At 63.9% G+C, this 23,176-nt stretch carries 23 protein-coding genes; 11 read left to right on the top strand and 12 right to left on the bottom strand.

Features of this window, described 5'->3' with window-relative positions; translation table 11 throughout:
- Nucleotides 1–357: 357 nt before the first annotated feature.
- Complete coding sequence (locus tag U5A58_RS11080; protein WP_321910806.1) at nt 358–561, top strand: DUF6900 domain-containing protein; 204 nt, start codon at nt 358–360, stop codon at nt 559–561.
- Between the two features lie 167 nt (nt 562–728).
- Here the strand turns inward: U5A58_RS11080 and U5A58_RS11085 are convergent, their stop codons facing one another.
- From U5A58_RS11085 to U5A58_RS11095, 3 genes are all read right to left on the bottom strand, one after another.
- Nucleotides 729–1,235 (bottom strand): metal-dependent hydrolase, encoded by a 507-nt coding sequence (locus U5A58_RS11085; protein ID WP_321961475.1) that lies wholly within the window; start codon nt 1,233–1,235, stop codon nt 729–731.
- Nucleotides 1,236–1,377: 142 nt separating this feature from the next.
- Complete coding sequence (locus U5A58_RS11090) at nt 1,378–1,743, bottom strand: sugar ABC transporter ATPase (RefSeq protein ID WP_321910808.1); 366 nt, start codon at nt 1,741–1,743, stop codon at nt 1,378–1,380.
- A gap of 185 nt (nt 1,744–1,928) precedes the next feature.
- Nucleotides 1,929–3,092, bottom strand: coding sequence for a porin (locus U5A58_RS11095; protein WP_321961476.1), 1,164 nt, complete (start codon nt 3,090–3,092; stop codon nt 1,929–1,931).
- Nucleotides 3,093–3,762: 670 nt separating this feature from the next.
- Between U5A58_RS11095 and U5A58_RS11100 the strand changes: the two genes are divergently transcribed.
- A complete protein-coding gene (locus tag U5A58_RS11100) occupies nt 3,763–4,284 on the top strand; it encodes a hypothetical protein (protein ID WP_321961477.1) in 522 nt (173 codons plus the stop codon).
- Nucleotides 4,285–4,312: 28 nt separating this feature from the next.
- Here U5A58_RS11100 and U5A58_RS11105 read toward each other — a convergent pair whose 3' ends face one another.
- Complete coding sequence (locus U5A58_RS11105) at nt 4,313–4,747, bottom strand: hypothetical protein (RefSeq protein ID WP_321961478.1); 435 nt, start codon at nt 4,745–4,747, stop codon at nt 4,313–4,315.
- A gap of 231 nt (nt 4,748–4,978) precedes the next feature.
- Between U5A58_RS11105 and U5A58_RS11110 the strand changes: the two genes are divergently transcribed.
- From U5A58_RS11110 to U5A58_RS11140, 7 genes are all read left to right on the top strand, one after another.
- Complete coding sequence (locus tag U5A58_RS11110) at nt 4,979–5,680, top strand: CDP-alcohol phosphatidyltransferase family protein (RefSeq protein ID WP_321961479.1); 702 nt, start codon at nt 4,979–4,981, stop codon at nt 5,678–5,680.
- Nucleotides 5,677–6,486, top strand: a complete 810-nt coding sequence (locus U5A58_RS11115) for a 2OG-Fe(II) oxygenase (protein WP_321961480.1) — start codon at nt 5,677–5,679, stop codon at nt 6,484–6,486. The genes U5A58_RS11110 and U5A58_RS11115 overlap by 4 nt, the downstream gene beginning before the upstream one ends.
- Entirely contained in the window at nt 6,483–7,493 is a 1,011-nt protein-coding gene (locus U5A58_RS11120; RefSeq protein WP_321910816.1) for a flippase-like domain-containing protein, read from the top strand. Before U5A58_RS11115 ends, U5A58_RS11120 begins: the two co-directional genes overlap by 4 nt.
- 28 nt (nt 7,494–7,521) lie before the next feature.
- A complete protein-coding gene (locus U5A58_RS11125; protein WP_321961481.1) occupies nt 7,522–8,301 on the top strand; it encodes a phosphocholine cytidylyltransferase family protein in 780 nt (259 codons plus the stop codon).
- 230 nt (nt 8,302–8,531) lie between these two features.
- Nucleotides 8,532–9,935 (top strand): MFS transporter, encoded by a 1,404-nt coding sequence (locus U5A58_RS11130; RefSeq protein WP_321961482.1) that lies wholly within the window; start codon nt 8,532–8,534, stop codon nt 9,933–9,935.
- Nucleotides 9,936–10,068: 133 nt separating this feature from the next.
- The gene (gene ggt, locus U5A58_RS11135; protein WP_321961483.1) at nt 10,069–11,799 is read left to right on the top strand and encodes a gamma-glutamyltransferase; all 1,731 of its coding nucleotides are present in this window, start codon (nt 10,069–10,071) and stop codon (nt 11,797–11,799) included.
- Between the two features lie 351 nt (nt 11,800–12,150).
- On the top strand, nt 12,151–12,693 hold the full coding sequence (locus U5A58_RS11140; RefSeq protein WP_321961484.1) for a helix-turn-helix transcriptional regulator: 543 nt from the start codon (nt 12,151–12,153) through the stop codon (nt 12,691–12,693).
- An 18-nt stretch (nt 12,694–12,711) separates the two neighbouring features.
- Here the strand turns inward: U5A58_RS11140 and U5A58_RS11145 are convergent, their stop codons facing one another.
- From U5A58_RS11145 to U5A58_RS11155, 3 genes are all read right to left on the bottom strand, one after another.
- Nucleotides 12,712–12,903, bottom strand: coding sequence for a hypothetical protein (locus U5A58_RS11145; protein WP_321961485.1), 192 nt, complete (start codon nt 12,901–12,903; stop codon nt 12,712–12,714).
- Nucleotides 12,904–12,936: 33 nt separating this feature from the next.
- Nucleotides 12,937–14,640, bottom strand: coding sequence for an FAD-dependent oxidoreductase (locus U5A58_RS11150; RefSeq protein WP_321961486.1), 1,704 nt, complete (start codon nt 14,638–14,640; stop codon nt 12,937–12,939).
- A gap of 156 nt (nt 14,641–14,796) precedes the next feature.
- Nucleotides 14,797–15,615, bottom strand: a complete 819-nt coding sequence (locus tag U5A58_RS11155) for a helix-turn-helix transcriptional regulator (protein WP_321910829.1) — start codon at nt 15,613–15,615, stop codon at nt 14,797–14,799.
- 229 nt (nt 15,616–15,844) lie between these two features.
- Between U5A58_RS11155 and U5A58_RS11160 the strand changes: the two genes are divergently transcribed.
- A complete protein-coding gene (locus tag U5A58_RS11160) occupies nt 15,845–16,867 on the top strand; it encodes a VTT domain-containing protein (protein WP_321910830.1) in 1,023 nt (340 codons plus the stop codon).
- A gap of 39 nt (nt 16,868–16,906) precedes the next feature.
- On the opposite strand, the gene U5A58_RS11165 is transcribed toward U5A58_RS11160, so the two are convergent.
- Nucleotides 16,907–18,334, bottom strand: coding sequence for an MFS transporter (locus U5A58_RS11165; RefSeq protein WP_321961487.1), 1,428 nt, complete (start codon nt 18,332–18,334; stop codon nt 16,907–16,909).
- 286 nt (nt 18,335–18,620) lie between these two features.
- Here U5A58_RS11165 and U5A58_RS11170 point away from each other — a divergent pair, with 286 nt between their 5' ends.
- Nucleotides 18,621–19,646, top strand: coding sequence for an aldo/keto reductase (locus U5A58_RS11170; RefSeq protein WP_321910833.1), 1,026 nt, complete (start codon nt 18,621–18,623; stop codon nt 19,644–19,646).
- A 33-nt stretch (nt 19,647–19,679) separates the two neighbouring features.
- On the opposite strand, the gene U5A58_RS11175 is transcribed toward U5A58_RS11170, so the two are convergent.
- The 4 genes from U5A58_RS11175 to U5A58_RS11190 form a co-directional block, all read right to left on the bottom strand.
- A complete protein-coding gene (locus U5A58_RS11175) occupies nt 19,680–19,856 on the bottom strand; it encodes a hypothetical protein (RefSeq protein ID WP_321961488.1) in 177 nt (58 codons plus the stop codon).
- 558 nt (nt 19,857–20,414) lie between these two features.
- On the bottom strand, nt 20,415–21,116 hold the full coding sequence (locus tag U5A58_RS11180) for a carbonic anhydrase (protein ID WP_321910835.1): 702 nt from the start codon (nt 21,114–21,116) through the stop codon (nt 20,415–20,417).
- A 342-nt stretch (nt 21,117–21,458) separates the two neighbouring features.
- Nucleotides 21,459–22,292 carry an ABC transporter ATP-binding protein gene (locus U5A58_RS11185; RefSeq protein ID WP_321961489.1) on the bottom strand — a complete coding sequence of 278 codons (834 nt, stop codon included), beginning with the start codon at nt 22,290–22,292 and terminating at the stop codon, nt 21,459–21,461.
- Between the two features lie 38 nt (nt 22,293–22,330).
- The gene (locus U5A58_RS11190) at nt 22,331–23,164 is read right to left on the bottom strand and encodes an ABC transporter permease (protein WP_321961490.1); all 834 of its coding nucleotides are present in this window, start codon (nt 23,162–23,164) and stop codon (nt 22,331–22,333) included.
- Between the last annotated feature and the right edge of the window lie 12 nt (nt 23,165–23,176).

The raw sequence follows: 23,176 nt of genomic DNA on the forward strand, positions 1-23,176 counted from the left end.
GCTGCGTTCGGAAACTGACGAAAAGCCCTGGTTGGGCCGCGCAATGTGTTACCGATCATATCAAACGCTTGCCCGCGTGAAAGCCATGTCTGCATGGCCCGGTCCGGCCGGAGCCTCGGCGCCGGTGGGCGGCAGACGCTAGCCCGTCGCCCATTAATGCCCTAATTAATTATTAATTAAAACGACTCGATTTAAAGATTTTTAAAACTTAATCCGCCGCTAATTTGACAAATTTTAAAGATTTATTGGGTTTGATATTAGAGTGGCACTTCAAAATGCGTCCATGCGTCGCGGCTCACACGGAAATTGATATTTATCATTGTAATCAGATGATGTAGATCAAGTGGAGAGAGCAAAATGCATGACGAACGACTCGAATTGTTGCTGGCAATCTCGCGAAGAACGCTTGGGATCGAAAGTTTCGAGCTGACCGGGAAGCCGACGGCCGACGTCCACCTCGTGAGCGTGGAGGACATTGGCCGCGCGCTGGAGTCGGCGTATGACGCCGGGCTGATCGTCGGCTACCGCATGGGCCGCGCGGAGTGCGAAGAGAACGCCTGAATACCGCGTGAAGCGATTTAGGGGGCGGCGTCCTTTAAACGGGGCGCCGTTTTTCATTTCCGCCGGTATTCGCTCGTTAATAAACCGGGTGCCGAATAGCACATCGGCGTGACTCAATCGCGAATGCGATTGTGCGTTCGCGGCGATTACCTGGGAAACCTGATCAATTAAACGAGCCGGCGCAACGGCGCGAACGACCAGTCGTGCGGTACGCCATGCACAGCGAAAAACCACGCGGCAATCCACGATGCGGCGACGACGATCAGGTCGCAACTTCCGCTGCGCCACCAGTTCAACGAGTGCCGCTGATAGATCCACGGCACACCGAGCGGATTGGGCCAGTCGGCGAACAGGTGGATCATGCCGCCGCAAGCGAAGCCGAACGCGGGCGCTGCGAGCGGCATGTGTCCGAGCTTGTGATACGACCATACGAGCAATGCAATCCAGCCAATGCCCCAGTGCGTGAGCGTGCGATGCGTGATCCAGAGGCGTCGCTTCTTGCGCCACCAGGCGACTTCCAGCCAGTCGGGAGCCGAACCGCCCGCGACACCCGCCGCGAATGCGAGCGCAGCGTAAAGATGCCAGGCGCTATCGGCGCCCTGATGCGTGACGATTGCGGCGGCGATGACGCCGGCGGCCCAACCCGTGGCGTGATGTGCGGTGCCTGATGCCATGAAGCGGTGTATTGCGAAGTCGAAGGGGGCGCAATCTTCGCAGATGTGTCGCCGTTATGACAGGGGTGAAACGCGGATGACATGCAGGCGACACGCGGTACGTCGTGCGGCGCGGGCGGTGCCCGCGCCTGCTACTTGCGCGTCAGGTCGTGCAGCGCGCTACGTCGAAGCGTAGTTCTTCTTCAGGCGGATCATTCGACGCGGAAGCGCCATGCGTTACGCGAATGACCGAACCGTGGCCGTTCGGCGTGAGCGTGACGAAGTACGATGCGTCCGAGCGCGAGCCCACGCTCAGTTCGGTTGTCGTGCCGTCTCGCGAAGCGTGAACGTGCGGCAAGCGGCCTTCGAGGCAACTCGCGATCGACGACGCCGAACGCGCCGACGAAGCATAGATCATTGGTTCGCCGTTGGAGGCCGTGCCGGACGGCGGTGTCGAACCGCAAGCGGCGATGAATGCGAGCGGGGTAGCGGCAAGAAGTCGTAGCGTGAGCGTTTTCATAAGCGGCATGACAGGATCGAAGCAGCGGATTATGCCAATGAGTATACGCACCCTGATCTGAATCAAGGCCCACGCAGACGTAAAAAGATGCAACAACAAACAAGAAAAAACGCACATGCGCTTGTGGCGCATGTGCGTTTCGCGAAGGAAGGGCAGCGCGGCGGGTCGCGCCGCGTTTGACCGAACCCGGGCGATCAGAAGCGGTGGCGCAGACCGACCGTCGCGGCCACCTGGTTGTTCGTCGAGGAGGGCGAGAGCGTATTGATCGCAGCCACGTTCGCGATGCCTGAGCCGTCGGCGTTGTAGCCGAGCGAGCCCGAAGCGTGCTGGTAGACGCCGGCGAGATAGACGTCCGTGCGCTTGCTCAACGAGTAGTCGGTGCCAAGCACGACGGTGTGCCACTTCGGGCTGTTGTTGTTGCCGTTGCCCGTGACGGTGCCGTCGGTGAACGTGTAGGAGCCGACGAACGCGAGCGCGGGCGTCAGATGGTAAGCGCCGTTGATCTCATAGTTGTCGACGTGCAGGTTCAGGCCGGAGAGGCCCGGCAGCGGCGCGCTGCCGCCACTCGAGAGACTCTGCATGCCGTCGATTTGCGAGTGTGTCCACACGAAGCCAACCTGTGCCGGGCCGTAGGTGTAGTTCACGCCCGCGCCGAACGAGCGCTGCAGCCGTGCCGAGATGTTCTGGTCAGCAGAAGCCGCGCTGTTCGCCGCGCCCAGGCCGCCCGAGTTGTTTTGCTGCGAATAGGCGGCTGCGAAGTTCAGCGGGCCGTTGCCGTACGACGCGCCGACGCTCCATGCGCGGCCATTCGCAAAGCCGTTTGCGTCGTTGCTGAAGCCGTACAGGCCGCCGAACTGGAAGCCCGCGTAATTGGCGCTGGCGTACTTGACCGAGTTCTTGATCGAATAGCTCTGCGCGAGGTTGTCGTTGTCGAACGGGTGGCCCGCGAGGTTGTTGCCGAAGGCCGCGCCGGCTTCCGAGAGCGGCGAGAGGTAATCGACCATCGAGTCGTATTGCCGCCCGAGCGTGAGCGTGCCGAACGGGTCGCTCTTCAGGCCGACGTAGGCCTGGCGGTTGAAACCGTTGTCGCCGTTCTTGTAGCCGCCGTTATTGAGATTGAAGCCGCTTTCCAGAGTGAAGATCGCCTTCAGGCCGCCGCCCAGATCTTCGGCGCCGCGAAAGCCGAAGTAGTTGTTGGAGAGAGCGCCGCTGCCCTGAGCCCACAGGCTGTGGCCGCCTGCGTTATTCGCGTAGACGATGCCGGCGTCGAGGGAGCCGTAAAGGGTGACGCTGCTTTGCGCATGGGCGCTGATGGCGAAGGCGCTGAGGACGCCTGCAACAATGAGTGCTTTTTTCATGTTTTTCTCCGGTCAGAACCTGGGAAATCAAAGGCCGAATATTCTGAAAATCGATTTCGTGCCCGGTTGATTCGCAACGAGGTGTAGGCCTGGTAATCGGAGGATTTGCGTGGATCGGCGCAACAATACATGCGCCTCATTTCGTTATTGGCATTAATCGTTGTAAGTTGCTGCATTTAAAGAGATTTGTAAAACTGTTACTTGGTGCGGCAAATTGATCCTCGGAAATAATCCGTTGCGCATTCGCGACGATGCGGCAAAGCCGCGCAGGAGCGGGCTTAGCGCGAATGCACTTCTTTTTCAAGCGTGATTCTCGTCGTTTGGTGAAAGGTACTGTTCCAGATCCTGGGCTGAACACATGCATCGCGCGGCGCTACAATTTCTTCAGCCCTCGACCAAGGGTGGTCTTTTTTCATCTGTTTTGCGCGGCTCTCGGGCCGCGTTTTTTTTGCCTGCGAAAATCATTTTCAATTAATGCACGCAACGGAATGGTGCGTTGCGGAAGATGGAATGATTAAAATCGCGGCAGATATTCTGCTTCGGTGGCGGGATAATCGGAACTTTGCACGGGGAGAAGACTTGGCGTTCGACGCGCGGCGCGATGCGGGTAGAATCCTGCCCTTGCCCCGCGACGGGCAAGTCCCGCGCAGAACCCGATGAAAGCCCCGCCATGACCGATTCCTCTCCCGCAGCCGATCCCGATTTCCCCGCCGATGACACCGCCGCCGAGGCCGAGGTGATCCAGGAAGCGCGCCTGTGGCGCAAGGACGGCTGGACCGCGCGCGTGATCAAGAATGAGGACGACGATGGCTGGGCCGTCGAAATGATCAAGGACGGCGAGCCGGAGCCTGCGCTAGTCGGGCCTTGGACCATGGGCCGTGACAAGAAGAATCCCAAGCCGCTCGACACGTCGGCGTTCAACACGCTCGTGAAGACCGCTTCCGAGGTATTGCGCCGGCACGAGCAGCAATTGCGCGCGCTGCTGCACAAGCGCGTGAGCGTGCAGACCGCTGATGGCGATGTGGACGTGACGCTCGATATCGTTCCCGACGAGTACGAGCCTTATGCGCTTGTCAGCGCGATCGACGCGTTTGGCGAGCAGCTCGCGCAGGCGCGCGTCGCGCCGAATTTCAAGCTGACGAAGGCGCGCGCCGAGGCCTGGGCCGAAGGCGGCTTCGGCCGTATCGAGTAACGATCGGCGACTATCGGAGCAAGCCCGCTCAGTCCTGCTGGCAGAAGATCGCGGTCAATAGCGGCCCGGCATGGTGAACGATAGCGGTATTGCCTGCCGCCGTGAGCGCCGCCTGCACCTTGGCCTGGGTGCCAACCACGACGGCCCCGTAGGCGGAAGGGGCGATGGGCTTGCCGTTGCCGGTCTTGAAGAGCGGGTCGTCTTTCTGGAAGCCCACCACAGCGAACACACTGAAACCGTAGGCGGTCATGTGCTGGCCGTGCGCGGGCCAGAACGCGTTGATCGAATTGCTTTCGACCTTCATGGGTTTCGGATCGATCAGGTTTTGCGTGATCAGTCCCGAGATAAAGTCGTGGGCGGACTCGCTGCAGGTCAGTGAATCGTCGATGACAGCGGCGCGGGCGGTGCCGTCGAGAAGCGTCAGCGCAGCGAGAAAAAGGGCGGCAAACGTAAAGCGTTTCATTGCATGGTTGGCGAAAGTGCGTGCGCGGGGCCGGATGCGGCAGGCGCACAACGCCCGGGCTGGCGCGAAAGGGTTGCACTCTACGCGTGTTCGGGAGATCTCGCTTGCGGCGCTGCGCGAGCCAACCTGGCCGGGCCGATCTGGCGCTTTGGCTTACAAAACGACAAGTTAATGTGGCGCGAACGTCGGATTACCTGCAAGTTTTCTGGAAGGCGTATATATTGCGCGGTTATGACCGAAAAAGATAAACCTGCAAAAACGGCTCCGCGAGCGGTGCCACTACCGCGCACGTGGGATGCTCGCGCGGCGCGTTGGCTCGTCACTCCGCTCGTACCCACGCGCGTTACCCCGAATCACCTGACCACGCTGCGACTGCTGATTGGTGTTGCCGGCGGGTTCTATCTGGCGCGCGGCGGCTTTCTGCACGCCAATATTGGCGCGTTTCTGATCGTGTTGTCGAATTTTGTTGATCATACCGACGGCGAACTGGCGCGTATCAGCGGCAAAACCAGCCGTATCGGACATTTCTACGATCTCGCAGCGGACGCGCTCGTCACCGTCCTGCTGTTCTTCGGCATGGGCTACGGTCTTGGCGCCGTGGCCGGCCACACGGGCGCCGAATGGCGTGTGCCGCCGGCCGTGCTCGGCGGCATCGCGGGCGTCGCGGTCGCCGTGATCTTTTTTCTGCGCATGCGCATCGAGGAAATGGCCGGCAAAGCGGGCACGCAGCAGGCGTTCGCCGGCGGTTTCGAGACTGAGGACGTGCTGTATCTGCTACCCCTTGTCACGCTGACGGGCGTGGTGTCGCCGTTCATTATCGCGGCTTCGATCGGGGCGCCGTTGTTCGCCATCTGGGTGGTGCTCGACTACGTGCGCGTGACGCGCCGCCAGCGCCCCGCCAAGGAAACCAGCCAGGTGTGGAGCAGCAGATGAGCTTGCAAGCAGAACAAGAACAGGTCGTAGCGCCTCCCGTACCCGTATCGGCCCGCGCCACACGCGCTGCGGCCGGCGAGCCGGACGGCGCGATCGGCCGCGCGCTGCAACCGTTGAACACCGCGCGCCTGCGCGCCGACTACGAGAGCCAGGGCTCGTTCCTATATCTCTCCGATTTCCTGCCCGCCGACGCCACGCAACAGTTGATCGACGCGGCCAACGCGCTGCTCCCCGAAGTCAACCGCAACTATCTGCCGGGCCACAAGGCGGGCGGCAGCGTGAGCCGTCACACGATCGACCGCCTCGCGCCGTACATCGCCGAGCTTTACCGCTCGCCGCAACTGATCGCGTGGCTCGAAAAGATCACGGGCGACCGCCTGCAGCTTTCACCCGAAGACGACCCGCACGCGTACGCACTGTATTACTACACGCGCGCCGGCGACCATATCGGCTGGCATTACGACACGTCGTATTACGACGGCCGCCGCTATACGGTGCTGCTCGGCGTGATCGACGAATCGTCCTGCAAGCTCGACTACGAGTTGCACACGAAAGACCCGAACAAGGCCGACGAACCGGGCTCGGTGCAGTACCCGCCGGGCGCGCTCATCGTGTTCGACGGCGACAAGCTTCGCCATCGCGTCACGCCGAGCCTCGAAGGCGAAGTGCGCGTGTCGCTCACGCTCGAATACGTGACGAACCCGAACATGCGGCCGTGGCGGCGTTTCATCTCGAACATGAAGGACGCCATTGCGTACTTCGGTTTCCGCCAGGTGTTCCGCAAGGCGTTTGGAGGCAAGGCGTGAGCCGTGCTGCCATCCTGCTGCTGTCGGTCGGCACGGCACTCTTCATTGCGCTGCTCGCCTGGCAGGGCCTCGGCTCGGTAACGGGCGCGCTCGCGGCCGCCGGCTGGGGGCTCGTGCTCGTTGCCGCATTCCACGTCGTGCCGCTCGCGCTCGACGCGGGCGCGATCGCCGTGCTCTTTGGCAAAGACGCGCGCGTCGATCAGCGTGATGCGCTGCTCGCGCGCTGGACCGGCGAATCGGTCAACAGCCTGTTGCCGGCCGGCCAGATCGGCGGCCCGGTGGCGATGGTGCGCCAGCTTGCCCAACGCGGCATGTCGATGCGCGACGCGGCGGCGGCCATCACCGTGAGCACGACGCTGCAGGCCGTGGCGCAGATTGTGTTTGCCGTATTCGGCATCGTGCTTTTTTCGGCCTATGCCGCGAACGGCGCGCCGCGTGATCTCGGCGTCGCGGCGCTGATCGCGACCGCCGTGCTTGGCGGCCTGATCGCGCTGTTCTATGTCGCGCAGCGCCGTGGTCTGTTCGGCCGCCTGCTGCGTCTTGCCTCGAAGGTATTCGGCAAGCGCGACTGGTCGGCGCTTGCCACGCGCGCCGACGCCGTCGACGAGGCCGTGAAGTCGCTTTACGCCGAGCGTGGCCGCGTGGCGGCCAGCTTCGCGCTGAGCCTCGCGGGCTGGCTCGTGGGCACGGTGGAAGTGTGGCTCGCGCTGCGCTTTCTCGGCCATCCCGTAGGCTGGATCGATGCGCTGCTGCTCGAGAGCATCGGCCAGGCCATTCGCGGTGCGGCTTTCGCCATTCCCGGTTCGCTGGGCGTGCAAGAGGGCGGTTACCTGCTGCTCGCGCCGCTCGTCGGCCTGCCGCCCGAGGCGGCGCTCGCGCTCTCGCTCGCCAAGCGCGCGCGCGAAATCCTGCTCGGCTTGCCGGGCCTGCTGTATCTGCATTTCAGCGAACGTAGCTGGCAACGCCGGCGCGCCTCGCGCGTCTGTGCTGTCGAAGTCGCCGATTGACCTTTTTTCTCCCAAGGAACGTTTGCGCATGCGCGCCATCATTCTCGCGGCAGGCCTTGGCCTGCGCCTTCAGCAACCGGCTGGAGATCAGTTTCCGAAATGTCTGCTGCAGTTCGAGGGCGTGACGCTGCTCGAACGCCATTTGCAATTCCTGGAAGAGGCGGGCGTCACGGAAGTCGTGCTCGCGCTCGGTTTCCAGCCCGAGCTGGTCGAGGCCGAACTCAAGCGCATCAGCTGGCCGCACAAGGTCGAGGTCGTGATGAATCCGCGCTTCGACCTGGGCAGCGTGCTCACGGTGCACCGCACGGCCGAGGCGCTCACGCGTGGCGGCGACGTGCTGCTCATGGACGCCGACGTGCTCTATGACGAGCGCGTGTTCGCGCCGCTCGTGGCAGGGGAGGCGCCGGCCAACCGTTTGCTGATCGACCGCGACTTCGAAGCCGGCGACGAGCCCGTGAAGCTGTGCCTGCGCAACGGCGTGCCCGTCGAACTGCGCAAGCAACTGGCGGTCGGTCTGCAATACGACACGATCGGCGAGTCGGTGGGTTTCTTCCGCCTGAACGAAGCAACGGCGCGCCGCTTTGCGCAGATCGTCGAAGGCTATGTCGATACGGGCCGCGCGAACCTGCCGCACGAAGAAGCGTTGCGCGACCTGCTGCTCGAACGCGGCAGCGAGTTCGAAACCGCGGACGTGACCGGCGCGCCGTGGATCGAAATCGACTTCCCCAACGACGTGACGCGCGCCGCGCAGCAGGTGCTGCCGCAACTGCGTCCGGTGGTGAGCCGTGTGAAGCAGACGGCTGTCTGAAGCGCATCGGCGCGGATTGCTCGACGCTTGATGTCTGATTAGGCCGCGAGATCTGTCGCCGCTTGAAAGCGGCGGCGGGCTTCGCGGCTTTCACTTTTGCGCGTGTGATTGCATCGCGCCGCATCGGCAAAAAGCGCGGCGCTTCATCTGTTGCAGGGTTCCCGTTTTCCGCAACAAGGGCCATAATGGCAGCTTTACGCCATCAGCCACGCTGATCGTCGTTCCTGCCCATGCCATTAGCCCTAGGCACATTCATCGTTCCGCTCATTGTCGCGTGCTCGATGTTCATGGAGAACGTGGACGGGACGGTCATCGTCACCTCGCTCCCCGCACTGGCCCGCGATCTCGGCCAGGACCCCATCACACTCAAGCTGGCCGTCACGAGCTACGTGATCGGTCTCGGCGTGTTCATCCCGATTTGCGGCTGGGTGGCCGATCGCTTCGGCTCGCGCAATGTGTTTCGCACGGCCATCGGCATCTTCATGGCGGGGTCGCTGTTGTGCGCGGCTTCGAGGTCGCTCGAGATGTTCGTGGCCGCCCGCTTCGTGCAGGGCATTGGCGGCGCGATGATGGTGCCGGTGGGCCGCATCATCATCTTCCGCTCGCTGCCCAAATCGGACTTCATTCGCGCGGTCAACTATCTCACTGTGCCCGCGTTGCTCGGGCCGGTCGTGGGGCCGCCGCTTGGCGGGTTCATCACCACGTATCTGCATTGGCGGCTGATCTTCTTCATCAACATTCCGATTGGCGTGCTCGGCATCTGGCTCGCGAACCGGCATATCGCGAACATGCACGAGGAGCACCCGGGCCGGCTCGACTGGGCGGGTTTCGTGCTCTCCGCGGGTGGGGCGTCGCTCTTCATGCTCGGCCTTTCGCTGGTGGGCGGCGAGCTCGTCGCCACCGGCACGGCAGTGACGATGTGTGTGATCGGCGCGTTGCTGCTGGGCGCCTATTGGTTGTATGCGCAACGTGTCGAGCGGCCCGTGCTCGATCTGAAATTTTTGCGCATCCCCACGTTCAACGCGAGCGTGGCGGGTGGATCGTTGTTTCGCATCGGGCTCGGCGCCGTGCCTTTTTTGTTACCGCTCACGCTGCAGGAAGGGCTCGGCATGACGGCGTTCGCTTCAGGCGCCATCACGTGTGCTTCGGCGTTCGGCTCGATCTTCATGAAGGCGATCGTTTCGCGCGTGCTCGGGCGCTTTGGCTTTCGCCGCACGCTCATGGTCAACGCGGTGCTCGCAGGAACGGCCATCGCGATATGCGGCTCGTTTTCGCCTGGCATGCCGGTGTGGCTCATCTGGGTCATCGTGCTCGCGGGCGGGATCTTTCCTTCGCTGCAATTTACCGGCCTTAATTCGCTCGCCTATGCCGATATTCCAACGCGCGACATCGGTCGCGCCACGAGCGTGGCAAGCGTGATCCAGCAGGTGTCGCTCGGCCTCGGCGTGACGATTGCGGGCCTCGTGCTGCAGATTTCGCATCGCGCGCAAGGCCATCCGACCATCGTCTGGTCAGACTTCTGGCCCGCGTTTCTCGTGGTCGGGCTCTTTTCTGTGGCGTCGATTCCGGTGACGATGCGCTTGCCTGCGAATGCGGGAGAGGAAATTGCGCGCGGCCGGCGTGGCAAGGCTTGATGCAGGCTGGGGCGTTCGCTTTGCACAACTGTGGAATCAGCGGATCGCCGGATCGCAAACGTTTTCCTGGCGTGCTATAAGGCCAAGGCAGGTATCCGGTAGGCCCTACAAACCGAATCATGGGGTGCACTCAATGAAGCTGGTTGAAAAAACGAAAATTTCCGCTGCCACTCTCGCACTGCTTTCGCTATCCGCCTTGTCCGCGGGCTTTCTCGAAGCCACGCCGGCCTTTGCGAAGGATACGGCGCAACGCCCTGCGGTCCTCAACGCATCGGCGGTGGCCGTTGCCGACAAGTACGCGGCCGACGCCGCCGAGCAGATCTTCAAGGAGGGCGGCAACGCCGTCGACGCGGCGGTCGCCATCGCCTTCTCGCTTGCGGTGACATACCCGGAAGCCGGCAACATCGGCGGCGGCGGGTTCATGACGCTCTACGTGAACGGCAAGCCTTACTTCCTCGACTATCGCGAGCGCGCGCCGCTCGCCGCCACGCGCACGATGTACCTCGACGACAAGGGCAACGTGATCGAGGGCAAGAGTCTGTATGGCTACGACGCCGTGGGCGTGCCGGGCACCGTGGAGGGCATGTGGGAAGCGCAGAAGCGCTTCGGCAGGTTGCCGTGGAAGCAGGTGCTCGCGCCCGCAATCAAGTACGCACGCGACGGTTTTGTCGTCGATGAGCAACTTGCCAAGCGCCGTGAAGCCGCTGATAAGGACTTCGCCGGCAAGACCAACTTCGACGAATACTTCGGCAACCTGAAAGAGGGCGTGACGTTCAAGCAGCCCGATCTCGCCAATGTGCTCACGCGCATTGCGAACCAGGGCGCGAAGGACTTCTACGACGGCAAGACCGCTGACCTGATCGCCGCCTCGATGAAGGGTCATGGCCTCATCACGAAGCGCGATCTGCAGGAGTACAAGGCCGTGTGGCGTCAGCCGGTCGAGGCGAAGTGGAACGGCTATGAAATCATCACCGCGCCGCCCCCGAGTTCGGGTGGCGTGGGCCTCGTGCAGCTGCTCAAGATGAAGGCGATGCTTGCGCCGCAGTTCAAGGACGTGCCGCTCAATTCGCCGCAGTACATCCACCTGATCTCGGAGATCGAGAAACGCGTGTTCGCGGATCGCGCGCAATATCTCGGCGACCCCGACTTCTACAAGGTGCCGGTCGCGCAGCTCACCGACGACGCGTACCTCGCGAAGCGCGCCGCCGAAGTCGATCCGGACAAGCCTTCCGACACCAAGAGCGTGCAGCCGGGCCTTGGCACCTCGATGCCGGAGAAGGCGGAAACGACGCACTTCTCGGTGGTCGACAAGTGGGGCAATGCTGTCTCGAACACGTACACGATCAACGGCTACTTCGGTTCAGGCGTGGTCGTGCCGGGCGCCGGCATCGTGCTCAACGACGAGATGGACGATTTCGCATCCAAGCCTGGCGTGCCGAACATGTTCGGCGTGGTGGGCAGCGACGCGAACGCGATCCAGCCGAAGAAGCGTCCGCTGTCGTCGATGACGCCGACCATTCTCACGAAGGACGGCAAGGTGGCGCTTGTGATCGGCACGCCAGGCGGTTCGCGCATCTTCACGTCGATCTTCCAGGTGATCAACAACAACTACGACTTCGACATGCCGTTGAAGGACGCGGTGGCGACGATGCGCTTCCACCACCAGTTGCTGCCGCCCAACACGATTTTCTGGGAGCCGTACCAGCCCATCGACGGTGAACTCGCCAAGCAGGTCGAGGCGAAGGGCTACGTGCTGAAGGGCCAGAGCTTCAATGGCGACATTCAGGCGATCCGTATCAACGGCGATACGCCCGACGCGGTTTCCGATCCGCGCGGCCGTGGCGTGTCGCGTTTGATCCAGTAAAACCGCGATGCCGATGCGAAACCATGCGCCGCGCATGAAAGCTAACCATTTCGCATCGGCAACCTGGCATGGGGTGGCAAAAGTTTGCATGACGTGAGCGTTTGTCCTCAAATTTGGGGATGCCGCGCGGTTATTCATCGCGTACTATGCAACCTCCGGCGGAAGACAGCCCTTTGCCGGCGTGTGTTTTTCTTGGGGCGGCGTTTGCCGCCCCATTTTCTTTTCGGCATTTCCGTTCCACAGCTTCACAGTCAGACCGCATATTGAATTCGTCAGGCGAGGTTCCTTTGGCTCTGACGTTTGCGCCGCCATGCAAGTGAGGCGCGCGCCCACTTCTCGTTGCACCTGAGCATGGACCTGACGAGCCGCGAACTCGCGTTGATCGCCGATGTCTTCAAGCTGCTGGCCGACCATATCCTGCCGGAGGGCGCGTTGCGCCTCGAGGTGGGGCGGCGTCTGCTCGAACTGCTGCGCGCCGATGGCCTGCATGCGGGCGCGGATCTGTTCGTCTGGTCGGGCGAAGAGAGTCTCGATCATCTGCGCGTTCGGCGCGGCAAGCGGAGCGAGCCTTTTTCCGATCGGGAACGGGTGCTGTTCGATCTGTTGCGCCCGGCCTTCATCGCTGCACTGGCGCGCTCGCGCGCGCAGGCGACGCAGGTTCAGCCGACGCAAGGCGATACATCCGCCGCAGATAACGAAGCGATCAGCCGCTTGACGCGGCGCGAGCGCGATGTGGTCGCGCTCGTGGTGGAAGGCCTGCTCGACAAGGAGATCGCCGAGCGGCTAGGCATTTCTTATACGACCGTGCGCACGCATCTCGATCGTTCGTTTCAGAAGCTCGGCGTCACCAACCGCTCGCGCCTCGCGCGCCTCGTGCAGTCGGCGCAGCGCTAAGGCGCGCTGCGTTTTCCGCTATTTCGGCGCGGCCGCCGAAACGTTCTCACCCGCCGCATCGATCAAGCCGACGCAGGTTTGCGCGTTGCCGATCCGCTCGATCGCGAGCAGCGCAAAGCGCGCGAGAAAGAGCAGGCCGTTGGCTTCGCCCAGATTGGTCATGGTCTTGCACAAGTGCGTGTAGACGGTGTCGAGTTCACTGTCGGTCATGGCTATCTCCATCTGTACTTGATTGCGTGGCGCTCAGGCGCACAGCGTATGGTCGAGGGCGGCGAGCGCTTGCGCGGCGACCGTACCGGCTTCGCCGTGCCAGCGGCCGAGCACGTGGCCGTCCGGGCGCACGAGGTAGAGCGTGCCGGGCTGCGCGCCGTACATCGGGAACAGGCGTCCTGTGTGGTCCCAGCCGCTGCGGCGTGGCGTATCGGCGCGCTGGCGCTGCGCGAGCGGCACCAGCGCGAACGGCAGCGCGCGTGCGGCCAGCGTCGTTTCGAGCGCCGCGATCGGGGCGGGCGTTGCGCCATCCTCGCTGAAGTAGAACGCCGTGAAGCACGGCGCGATCAAGTCGGTCACGTGGCCTGCGCGCGCGCCTGCCTGATCGACGATCGTGAGCGGGCATTCGGGCAGCACCGTGCCCGGCGCGGGGCCGCGTGCGAAGGCGTCGGAGGCCGCATTGAGCGGCGAGGCCGTGTAGGCGATGGCCGAAGTCTGGCGCGGATTGATCAGCGAGCGCACGGCGGCGTGCTCGCGCGCGAGGCTCAGCACGGCGGTGCGCATCAGATCGAAGGCGAACGACGGCGGCGCCATGAACTCCGTGCTCTTCGTGCCGTAGCTCAAGTTTTCGTGCGCGGCGTAGACGCGCTCGTCGGAGTAGCTGTCGAGCAACGCGTCGCTCGCGAGCCCCTTCACGACATAGGCGAGTTTCCACGCCAGATTGTCGGCGTCGTCGATGCCCGAGTTCGCGCCGCGCACGCCGAAGATCGGCACGAGGTGCGCCGCGTCGCCCGCGAACAGCACGCGGCCATGGCGATAGCGCTCGAGCGTGAGCGCGTTGGCTTTGTAGATCGTGATCCAGACCGGCGACCACGACGCCTTCTCGCCCATCATGTCGAGCAGGCTCTGCACGCGCGGCATGACGTTTTCGGGCTTGATCGCTTCGTCGGCGTCTTCGCCGTCGCGCAGTTGATAGTCGATGCGCCACACGTTGTCGGGCTGCTTGTGGACGAGCACGGTCGAGCCGGGATTCGAGGCCGGATCGAAATACGCGAGGCGCTCCGTAGGCCGCGCGCTGTCGAGCAGGATGTCGACGATCACATAGCGACCCTCGTAGCTCGTGCCCTGGAGCTTCAGGCCGAGCGCTTCGCGCACCGTGCTGCGGCCGCCGTCCGCGGCGATGAGCCAGTCGGTCTGCGCGGTGTAGTCGCCTGCGGGCGAGGAGAGCGAGAGCGTGGCGCCATGCGCGTCTTCTTGCAGGGCCGTGACTCTCGTTTGCCAGCGAATGTCGATCAGGTCGGTGTGCTGTTCGGCAGCGTCGAGCAGGAACTGCTCGATGTGGTACTGCGCGAGGTTGACCATCGGCGGCAGCTTCTGGTTTTCGTCCTGCGGCATCGTGAAGTGCAGCACTTCGTCGTTGCGATAGAAGCTGCGCCCACCCGTCCACGGCAGGCCTTTGGCGAGGAAACCGTCGAGCGCGCCAAGGCGTTCGATGATTTCGAGGCTGCGGCGCGAGATGCAGATCGCGCGGCTGCCGTAGCAGACCGACTCGTCGGCTTCGATAAGCACCGAGTGCACGCCGTGCTTCGCGAGACCGAGCGCGATGGCGAGGCCTACCGGGCCGCCGCCGACGATCGTCACGGCGTGGCGCTGGGCTTCACGGCCGCCTTCGAGTACGGGCAGGCGCGCGGCGTACTGCTTCGCCTCGAACGGATAAGGTTTGAATTCGGCGCTCATGGGGAATGCGTCTCCATACGTAAGTCTTGTGCTTGCCGGCTTGCCCCGAGCGGAGGCGCTGGCGATGAAGGCAGTATGGAGCGCGAGGCGCGGCCCGCTGTCCTCAATTTGGGTACAGGAGGCTTACGGCAGGAGACGAGGGTTTGCGGCGGTGAACTAGCTCTGATCCGTCGCCAGACAAAGCGCAAAGAGCTGGCGCTGGCTCGAAATCCCCAGCCGCTGGTACGCGCGTTTCTGATAAGTCACGACGCTGCTGGGCTTCACGCCCATGCATTCGGCGATTTCAACGGCGCTGCGTCCTTCGAGCACGCCGCGCAGGGCGTCGAGTTCGCGTTTGGACAGCGTGGGGCAGAGCCCGCGCAGGCGCGCAAGCATCATCTGAGGAATGCCGAGCTGGCTCTGGCCGCGAATCGTGTAGTGATGCCGCGCCGACTCGCCGATCAGCGGCGCGAGCGATTCGACCAGTTCGACTTCGGCCGGCTGAAAATTCCCGGCGTCGCTTTCGCGGTACAGGTTCACGGAAAGCCAGATATCGGCGGCCGGCTGCAGCAGCAGCGAGAGCCGGTCGGACACGTTGGGCGTGGCGTAGCACGCGGTGCGGTAACCGTCGTGCGCGATATCGGCGCTGCTTTGCCAGTGCAGCACGAGCGACGAGCCCGGCTTGTCGGCCGAACCGCCGTTGACGATCTGCTGATTGCCGTCGAGCGCGTAGAAGAGGCGCGCGTAGGTATCGGCGACATCGCGCAGGAAGCGCCCGCCGCGATGATCGGCCACGGAAACCGTGCGCGGCCGGTTGCCGAATTCGTACGCGAACACCGTGCATTGCGTGACCGACGTCGCCGGCCCGAGCATGTTCAGCACTTCGGCGGCGAGCGCGTTGGCGTCGTCGCGGCCGATGGCCGAAACGAGGCTGGTGACGCGCGAGAGGTCGAATTGACCTGCCTGCCTCGGTCGATCGAGATGCCAGTAACGCATGTTTCTTAACGGAAAACGGCTAAAAAGGCGATTTTTACGAGATTAGCATCGTTTCGCACCAGCGCGAAAGCGCCTGCAGCGGGGTCGGATCGGCCTGTGGGGCGCCCTCGTAAGCTTTGCGTCAACGTAAGCAAGGAACGGCACGTTGGGGTAATCTCCACCCTCGGCCGGCGCGGTATTCGCGTCATGTTTCCTTACCTGAACATCCCTGCGCGCAGGTTATCTCCAAATGTTGACGCTCCCCACCGCGATTCCACCCGATTTCGGCGCCGGAGCGGTCTTTCTCAGCGTACTCGTCACGCAACTGGGCGTGCCCGTGCCGGCCGCGCCGGTGCTGATTCTCGCGGGCACGATGGCGGCGGGCGGCGAGACATCCTACACAAGCCTGTTGCTGGCGGCCGTAATCGCGACGCTGCTGGCCGATTCGCTGTGGTTCGCCGCGGGCCGCAAGCGCGGGCGGCGTCTGCTCAATGGGCTCGTGCGCTTTTCGCTGTCGCTGGACACCACCATCCGCATCGCGCGCAATGTATTCGAGCGCTATGGCGCGCCCATTCTCGCGGTGGCGAAGTTCGTGCCCGGTCTTGGCCTGATTTCCGCGCCGCTGCTCGGCACGACAACGGTGGCCGTGCACGTCTTCCTGCTTTGGGACACGGTTGGCGCGGCGTTGTGGGCGGGCACCTGGTTGCTCGGCGGCGCGGCGCTGCATGCCGAAATCGTGCGTTTCGCGGCGTTCGTGCGCGCGAACGGCATGACGATCTTCGACGTGCTCGCCGTGGCGGGCGTGCTGTTCCTCGGCTGGCGCTGGCTGCGGCGCATGCAGTTCCGCCACTGGCTCGCCACGCATCGCATTTCGCCCGATCAGCTCGACGAGATGATGAAGTCGAGCGCGCCGCCCATCGTGCTCGACGCGCGCCCGCAAACCGTGCGCGAGAAAGAGGCCTACCGGATTCCCGGCGCGCGGCCGCTGAATCTCGAATCGAGCGAAGAGCTGTCGCCCGAGTTGCTCGGGCGTCCGATCGTCGTGTACTGCGTGTGCCCGAACGAAGCGACGGCCAAGCGCATCGTCGATCAGTTGCGCAACAAGCACATCTACCATGCGCGCGCGCTCAGGGGCGGCCTCGACGCCTGGGAGCGCCACGGTTATCCGGTCGAGCCGCTGTCCAACGAGTTCCACGCCGCGCATGAACATGCCGATGAACTCGAAGCGGGCGAGGAACCGGAATACACCGTGCGGGCAAGCCTTTCCAAATAACGGTCGTTCCGCCGCGCGCCGCCCGGCGCGCGGTGCTCCCTAGGCGCGCTGCCTGCGCGAGCCGCCGCCCACGTTCTGTCCCGCGTCGCGCGCCATCTGCGCATACCCCCACACCGAAATCAGCGTGAGCACGCCGGCGCCGAGAAAGGCGAGCCGGAAGTCGTCGAGCGTGAACACATGGCCGGTCGTTTCGCCGTTGACGTGCGCGGCCACCCGCAGCGCGAGCGCGCCGAATGCAATGCCAAGGCCAATGGTCATCTGCGCCGCCGCGCTCCAGAGCGTGCTGGCCGCGCTCATCTGCGGCTGCGCGACATCGGCGTAGGCGAGCGTTGCGAGGGTGGAAAACTGCATCGAGCGCGTCACGCCGTACACGAACACGACGATCAGCACGATGGCGAGCGGCGTGCCGGGCGTGAGCAGGCCGCACGCGATCAGCGAGACGCCCGCCACGCTCACGTCCACAACCGAAACGAGCCGGAAGCCCCAGCGTTCCAGAATGCGCGTGGTGAGCGCCTTCATGCCGAGATTGCCGAGCGCGCTCGCGAGCAGCAGCAGGCCGGACTTGAACGCGGAGAGACCGAAGCCGATCTGGAACATCAGCGGCATCAGATAAGGCGCCGCGCCGACGCCGATACGCGTGATCGAGCCGGTCACGATCGTGACGGAAAACGTCGGGACCTTCAGCGTGGAAACATCGACGAGCGGATGCGGATGACGCTTCGCATGCACGAACGCGACGACGCCGATCGCGACGCCCGCCGCAACGATCGCCACCGCGCGCCACGGATTCTGGCCAACCTGACTCGCGAGTTCCGCGCCGTAGAGAATGGCGGTCAGCGACGCCCCGCTCAGCACGAGGCCCGTGACGTCGAGCGGCCGGCGCTGCTCGCCGCGCAGATTCGGCACGATCGCGGCGATGGCCGCAAGCACGGCAATGCCGAACGGCACGTTCAGCAGAAAGATCCAGCGCCACGACGCGTAGGTCGTAATGAAGCCGCCGATCGGCGGTCCCACCACCGGTGCGGCGATGGCGGGCCAGGTGATCGTCGAGATCGCTTGCATGAGCTTGCTTTTCTCGGTGCTGCGCACGACGACCATGCGCCCGACCGGCACCATCATCGCGCCGCCAATGCCTTGCAGAATGCGCGCGGCCACGAACTCGTCGACGTTCTGCGAGATCCCGCACAGCACGGACGCGACCGTGAACGTGACCACGGCTCCGAAGAACACGGTGCGCGCGCCGCAGCGGTCCGCCACCCAGCCGCTGGCGGGGATGAAGATGGCGAGCGCGAGCATATAGGCGGTCACGCCGAGGCTCAGGCTATTCGGGCCGATGCCGAACGAGCGCGCCATCTGCGGCAGCGCCGTGGCGATGACGGTGGTGTCCAGATACTCCATGAAGAACGTGGCGGCGACGAGGTACGGCAGCCAGCCGACGCTGGAAGAACGTTGCGCGGGAGCGGTCATTGCGCCTCCGCGCGGGAGAGGGGAATCAACGTCATCGTGGTGCGGGTCCTGTGCGGTCTGCGGGCGAGTCTGGACGACTCGTGCCGATCGGAATCGTGCGGACCGGATAGTGAAGCCAAAAGCCCGCAGCGAAAGGCGACAGTTTCCAATACGCAAAAGCATCTGTACAGCCGCGCGGCGGGCGGCAGCGCTGTGAGACCTTCGCGGCAAGCCCAAATCGAAGCGCGTAGACTCGTGCGCTGTCGGCATCTCATCGTCAACTCCCTTGATCAATGGAGGATCGGAAATGGAATACCGTTTTCTGGGTGCGTCTGGAATGAAGGTGCCGGTGCTGAGTTTCGGCACCGGCACGTTCGGCGGCAAAGGCGAGTTCTTCGAGGCCTGGGGCGCAACCGATGTCGCCGAAGCCCGCAAGCTCATCGACATTTGCCTCGACGCCGGCGTGACGATGTTCGATACCGCGGACATCTATTCGAGCGGCGCGTCGGAGTCGGTGCTCGGCGAAGCGCTCAAGGGGCGCCGCGACAAGGCAATCATTTCGACCAAGGCGACCTTCCGCTTCGACGACGAACCCAATAACGTGGGCTCATCGCGCTTTCATCTGAAGCGCGCTGTGGACGCGGCGCTCAAGCGTTTGCAGACCGACCATATCGACCTGTTCCAGTTGCATGGTTTCGATGCGCGCACACCGGCCGAGGAAGTGCTGTCCACGCTCGATGAACTCGTGCGCGCGGGCAAGATTCTCTATACGGGCGTGTCGAACTTCTCGGGCTGGCACCTGATGAAATCGCTGGCGGTGGCCGATCGCTACGGCTATCCACGCTACGTCGCGAACCAGACGTACTACTCGCTGATCGGCCGCGACTACGAATGGGAGTTGATGCCGCTTGGACTCGATCAGGGCGTGGGCGCCGTGGTGTGGAGCCCTCTCGGCTGGGGGCGTTTGACCGGCAAGATCCGGCGCGGCCAGCCGCTGCCGGAGAAGAGCCGCCTGCACAAAACGGCGGAGCAGGGGCCGCCGGTGCCGGACGAATACCTCTTTCGCGTGCTCGACGCCATCGACGAGATCGCGAAGGAAACCGGCAAGACCGTGCCGCAGATCGCGTTGAACTGGCTGCTGCAGCGCCCGACGGTCGCGACGGTGCTGATCGGCGCGCGCGACGAGGCGCAGTTGCGCCAGAACCTCGGCGCGGTCGGCTGGAATCTCACGCCCGAACAGGTGGCGAAGCTCGACGCCGCGAGCGCCGTGCGCCCCGTCTACCCGTACTGGCATCAGGAGGGGTTCGCCGAGCGCAATCCGTCGCCGGTTTGAGGAGATTGTTCGCTTGGTGAGGTGCCCAACGCCTCAAGCCGCTTCGGCCTGGCGCAGGATCTGGGTCGCGCCCAGATGCAGCGCCAGGGCGATGAACTCGCGTTCCGCGAGATTGACGGTCTTCGCGGCGGCCAGCACGCGATAGTGATCTTCCGGGTGCAGGAACAGCTTGACTTCGACTTTCGACTGACGGTTCTGCGCGGACTCCATGGATGCTTCTCCTTCGGTAACCGGGCGCTTGGCCCGTGACGGGTGCGAAGCCCATTACCGGGCGTCCATGCGCGCAGAGGCGCGCGCCGTTTGCCGCGACGTAAGCAGCGGTATGAAACGGCGATGACGCGGAGTGGGCCTTGATGGTTCGCCTGCCGCAGCGCGTGCGCGACGGCAGGACACGCGCGCTGAACTAGCGAAGCGTGGGACGACGCAATGCGCCGGTAGTGCGATTGAAGCCGGGATGAGACAGGTGATGCGACGGTGGGGCAACGTGCTGCATAAGCGACCAACCTCCGGAATTCTTCTTCTTGTGCGGCAGGGCGCCGCATGTAGTACGGCCGCCAGTGTAGTCGCGTTTCGTCCTAGGGTAAACCCCTAATTCGAAAAGAATTATTGCGTAGATTGAGATAGTTGCCTGACAAGATCCGAAATGCTTGGTGGGCGCACTTCAGTTCATGCGGAATGAATCAGGGGATGAATGGGGCGGCGAGAACCGCCGCCCCGGCGCCAGCCTGAGAGCGGGCGTGAAGGCTTGGGCGCGTCAGCGCCCGGCCATTATTCCTCGACGCGCTTGCGCAGGCGCGAGCGCGCCTCGGCGAGCGACAGGAACTTGCCATGTGCTTCGTCCAGCACGGTGACCTTGCCGTGGCCGATGTCATAGACCCAGCCCTGCAGTTCGAGCTGGCCCTGGGCCACGCGCGCCGCCACCGCGGGGTGCGTGCGAAGGTGCGTGAGTTGCAGGCGGACGTTTTCTTCGACGAGCGCCTGGACGATGTGGTCGTCGTCGAGGCCGCGCGTCTTCACCACGCTGCGTGCGGCTTCCGCGTTGCGCAGCCATGCCTGCACCGTGGGCATGTTGGCCGTGGCCTCCGCGCCCGAGGCGAGGCCCTTCATCGCGCCGCAGTCGGTATGGCCGCACAGCACGATCTGCTTCACGTTGAGCGCGAGCACCGCGAATTCCACGACTGCCGACACGCCGCCGAGCATTTCGCCATAGGCCGGCACGATATTGCCGATGTTGCGGCAAACGAACAGATCACCGGGCTTGGCCTGCGTGATCATTTCCGGCGAAACGCGCGAGTCGGCGCACGTGATGAAGAGCGTGTGCGGCGCCTGGCTATGGGCGAGGCTGTGGAACAGCTCCTTGTTGCCCGGGAAAACGTGATGAGTGAATTCGTCCACGCCGTCGAGCAGGTGTAACAGATCGCAGCCGCACGAATCGGAGTGATCGTCGTGCGAGTGGGTGTTGTCTGGCATGGATGTTTCTCTCTTTATCATGAATCGACACTATCGAATGGCAACAGCGGGAGTTTACGCTGAGCCGACCCCTGGCGGATCGGAAAACTTCGCGTCACGCTGCGCGAGACAGCCGCCTTCCCGGTATCGCAATGTCGAACCGGCGGGATATGTCGATAAACCGGCCGAAAAGACAGCTAAGTGCGGGAAAGTGGGCTTGCCGAGTGGGCGCTTGCGCGGCGTGCGTTTCCGTTCGAAACGAGATTTTCTCACGCCGCGCGCAATTGGCCCATCCGGGCTGTCGCCGGGAGTGTCGGGATCAAGAAGAGAGAGGGAACGCGACCGACCAGTCGGTCGGCGCGCTCACCATGCCATGCGCCATTGACCTGAAGAATGGGCAGGGGCGTCGGCCAGCAACGTGTCGCCGGGCGGTGTCGTTCCATCGGAGAAGTCTGCGAGGATTTCGTCGCGCAGCCGCACGAAGCGCGGATCGGCGCGCTCGCGCGGGCGCGGCAATGTCACGTCGACGATGCGACGGATGCGGCCGGGGCGCGGCGCCATCGTCACCACGCGGTCACCGAGGTAGATCGCCTCGTCCACATCGTGAGTGACGAGGATCATCGTGATGCGTTCGCTTTCCCAGATGCGCAGCAATTCGTTTTGCAGGCGGCTGCGCGTGAGGGCGTCGAGCGCGCCGAATGGTTCGTCGAGCAGCAGCACGCGCGGACGATTGACCAGGCCGCGCGCGATCGCCACGCGCTGCGCCATGCCGCCCGAGAGTTGATGCGGATATGCGCGCTCGAAACCCTTGAGGCCCACGAGTTCGATGTGCTCAGCCACCGCTTCGTGCTTCTCGCGCGCCGAAAGCGGGGCATTGCGCAGCGCCGCCAGTATGTTTTGTTCGGCGGTGAGCCACGGAAACAGCCGATGATCCTGGAACACGATGCCGCGCTCGAGCGAGGTGTCGCCCACGCGTTCGCCGCGCATCATGATTGCGCCGCTATAGCCCGCGTCGAGGCCGGCGATGAGGCGCAGCAGCGTGGATTTGCCGCATCCGCTCGCGCCAAGCACGCTCACGAATTCACCGGGACGCACATGCAGCGTCACGTCGTCGAGCACGGCGAGCGCGGACTCGCCTGCGCCGTAACGCTTGCTCACGTGCAGAATGTCGAGTCCCTCGGGTTCAATGGTGCTCATCGGGTTTTCTCTCAGGTTCATTTGATTGGCAATGCGAATCATTGGGCGGTGATGTGCAACCGTGCCAGCACCGTTCGCTCCACGCGGCGTGCGAGTGCATTGAGCGCCCAGCCAATCGCACCCACGACGATGATGCCGAACAGCACGAGGTCCATGCGGAATTGTTCGCTGCCGTCGATCAGCAGATTGCCGATGCCGCTGCCGGCAACGAGCAGATACTCCGCGCCGAGTGTGGCGAGCCACGAATAGATGAGCGCAAGATAGAGGCCCGTGAAAATCGAGGGCAGTGCGGCCGGCAACAGGACGTGGCGAACCAGCTGCAAGCGCGAATAGCGCAGCGCCTGCGCGAGTTCGACGTATTGGCGCGGAACGGCGTGAATGCCGTCGCACGTGTGGGCAGCAACGGGGAGCAACGCCGCGAGCGAAAGAAAGACGACCTTGGCGGCGTCGCCGAGCCCGAACCACACGGAAATGAGCGGAATCCACGCGAATAGCGAGATCTGCTTGAACGTGTCGAAGCTCGGCCCCACGACGCGCGCGGCGATGCGCGAGAGCCCCAGCGCGCCGCCCAGCAGAAGTCCCGCCGTCGCGCCGATGGCGAAGCCGCAGGCTTCGCGTGCGAGCGATGCTGAAAGCGCGCGGGCCAACGCGCCGCTCTCGATCTGTTCGTGAGCGGTGCGAACCACATCGGCGGGACTCACGAGCAGGCCGCTCTTCACGAGATGCGAGGCGCTCACGGCCCACCACAGCGCAATGGCGACGAGGGGCAGGGCTGCTCCGCGTAGATCGAGAGTTCGTCGCGGTTTGGCCTCCGTGGTTGCCTCGCAGGCGCAAGCGGGGCGCGCGGATTTTCGTGCGAGCGATAATTTCATGGCGAACGTTCC

Origin of the sequence: Paraburkholderia sp. J7 (assembly GCF_905220155.1) — a bacterium.
Classification (GTDB): Bacteria; Pseudomonadota; Gammaproteobacteria; order Burkholderiales; family Burkholderiaceae; genus Paraburkholderia.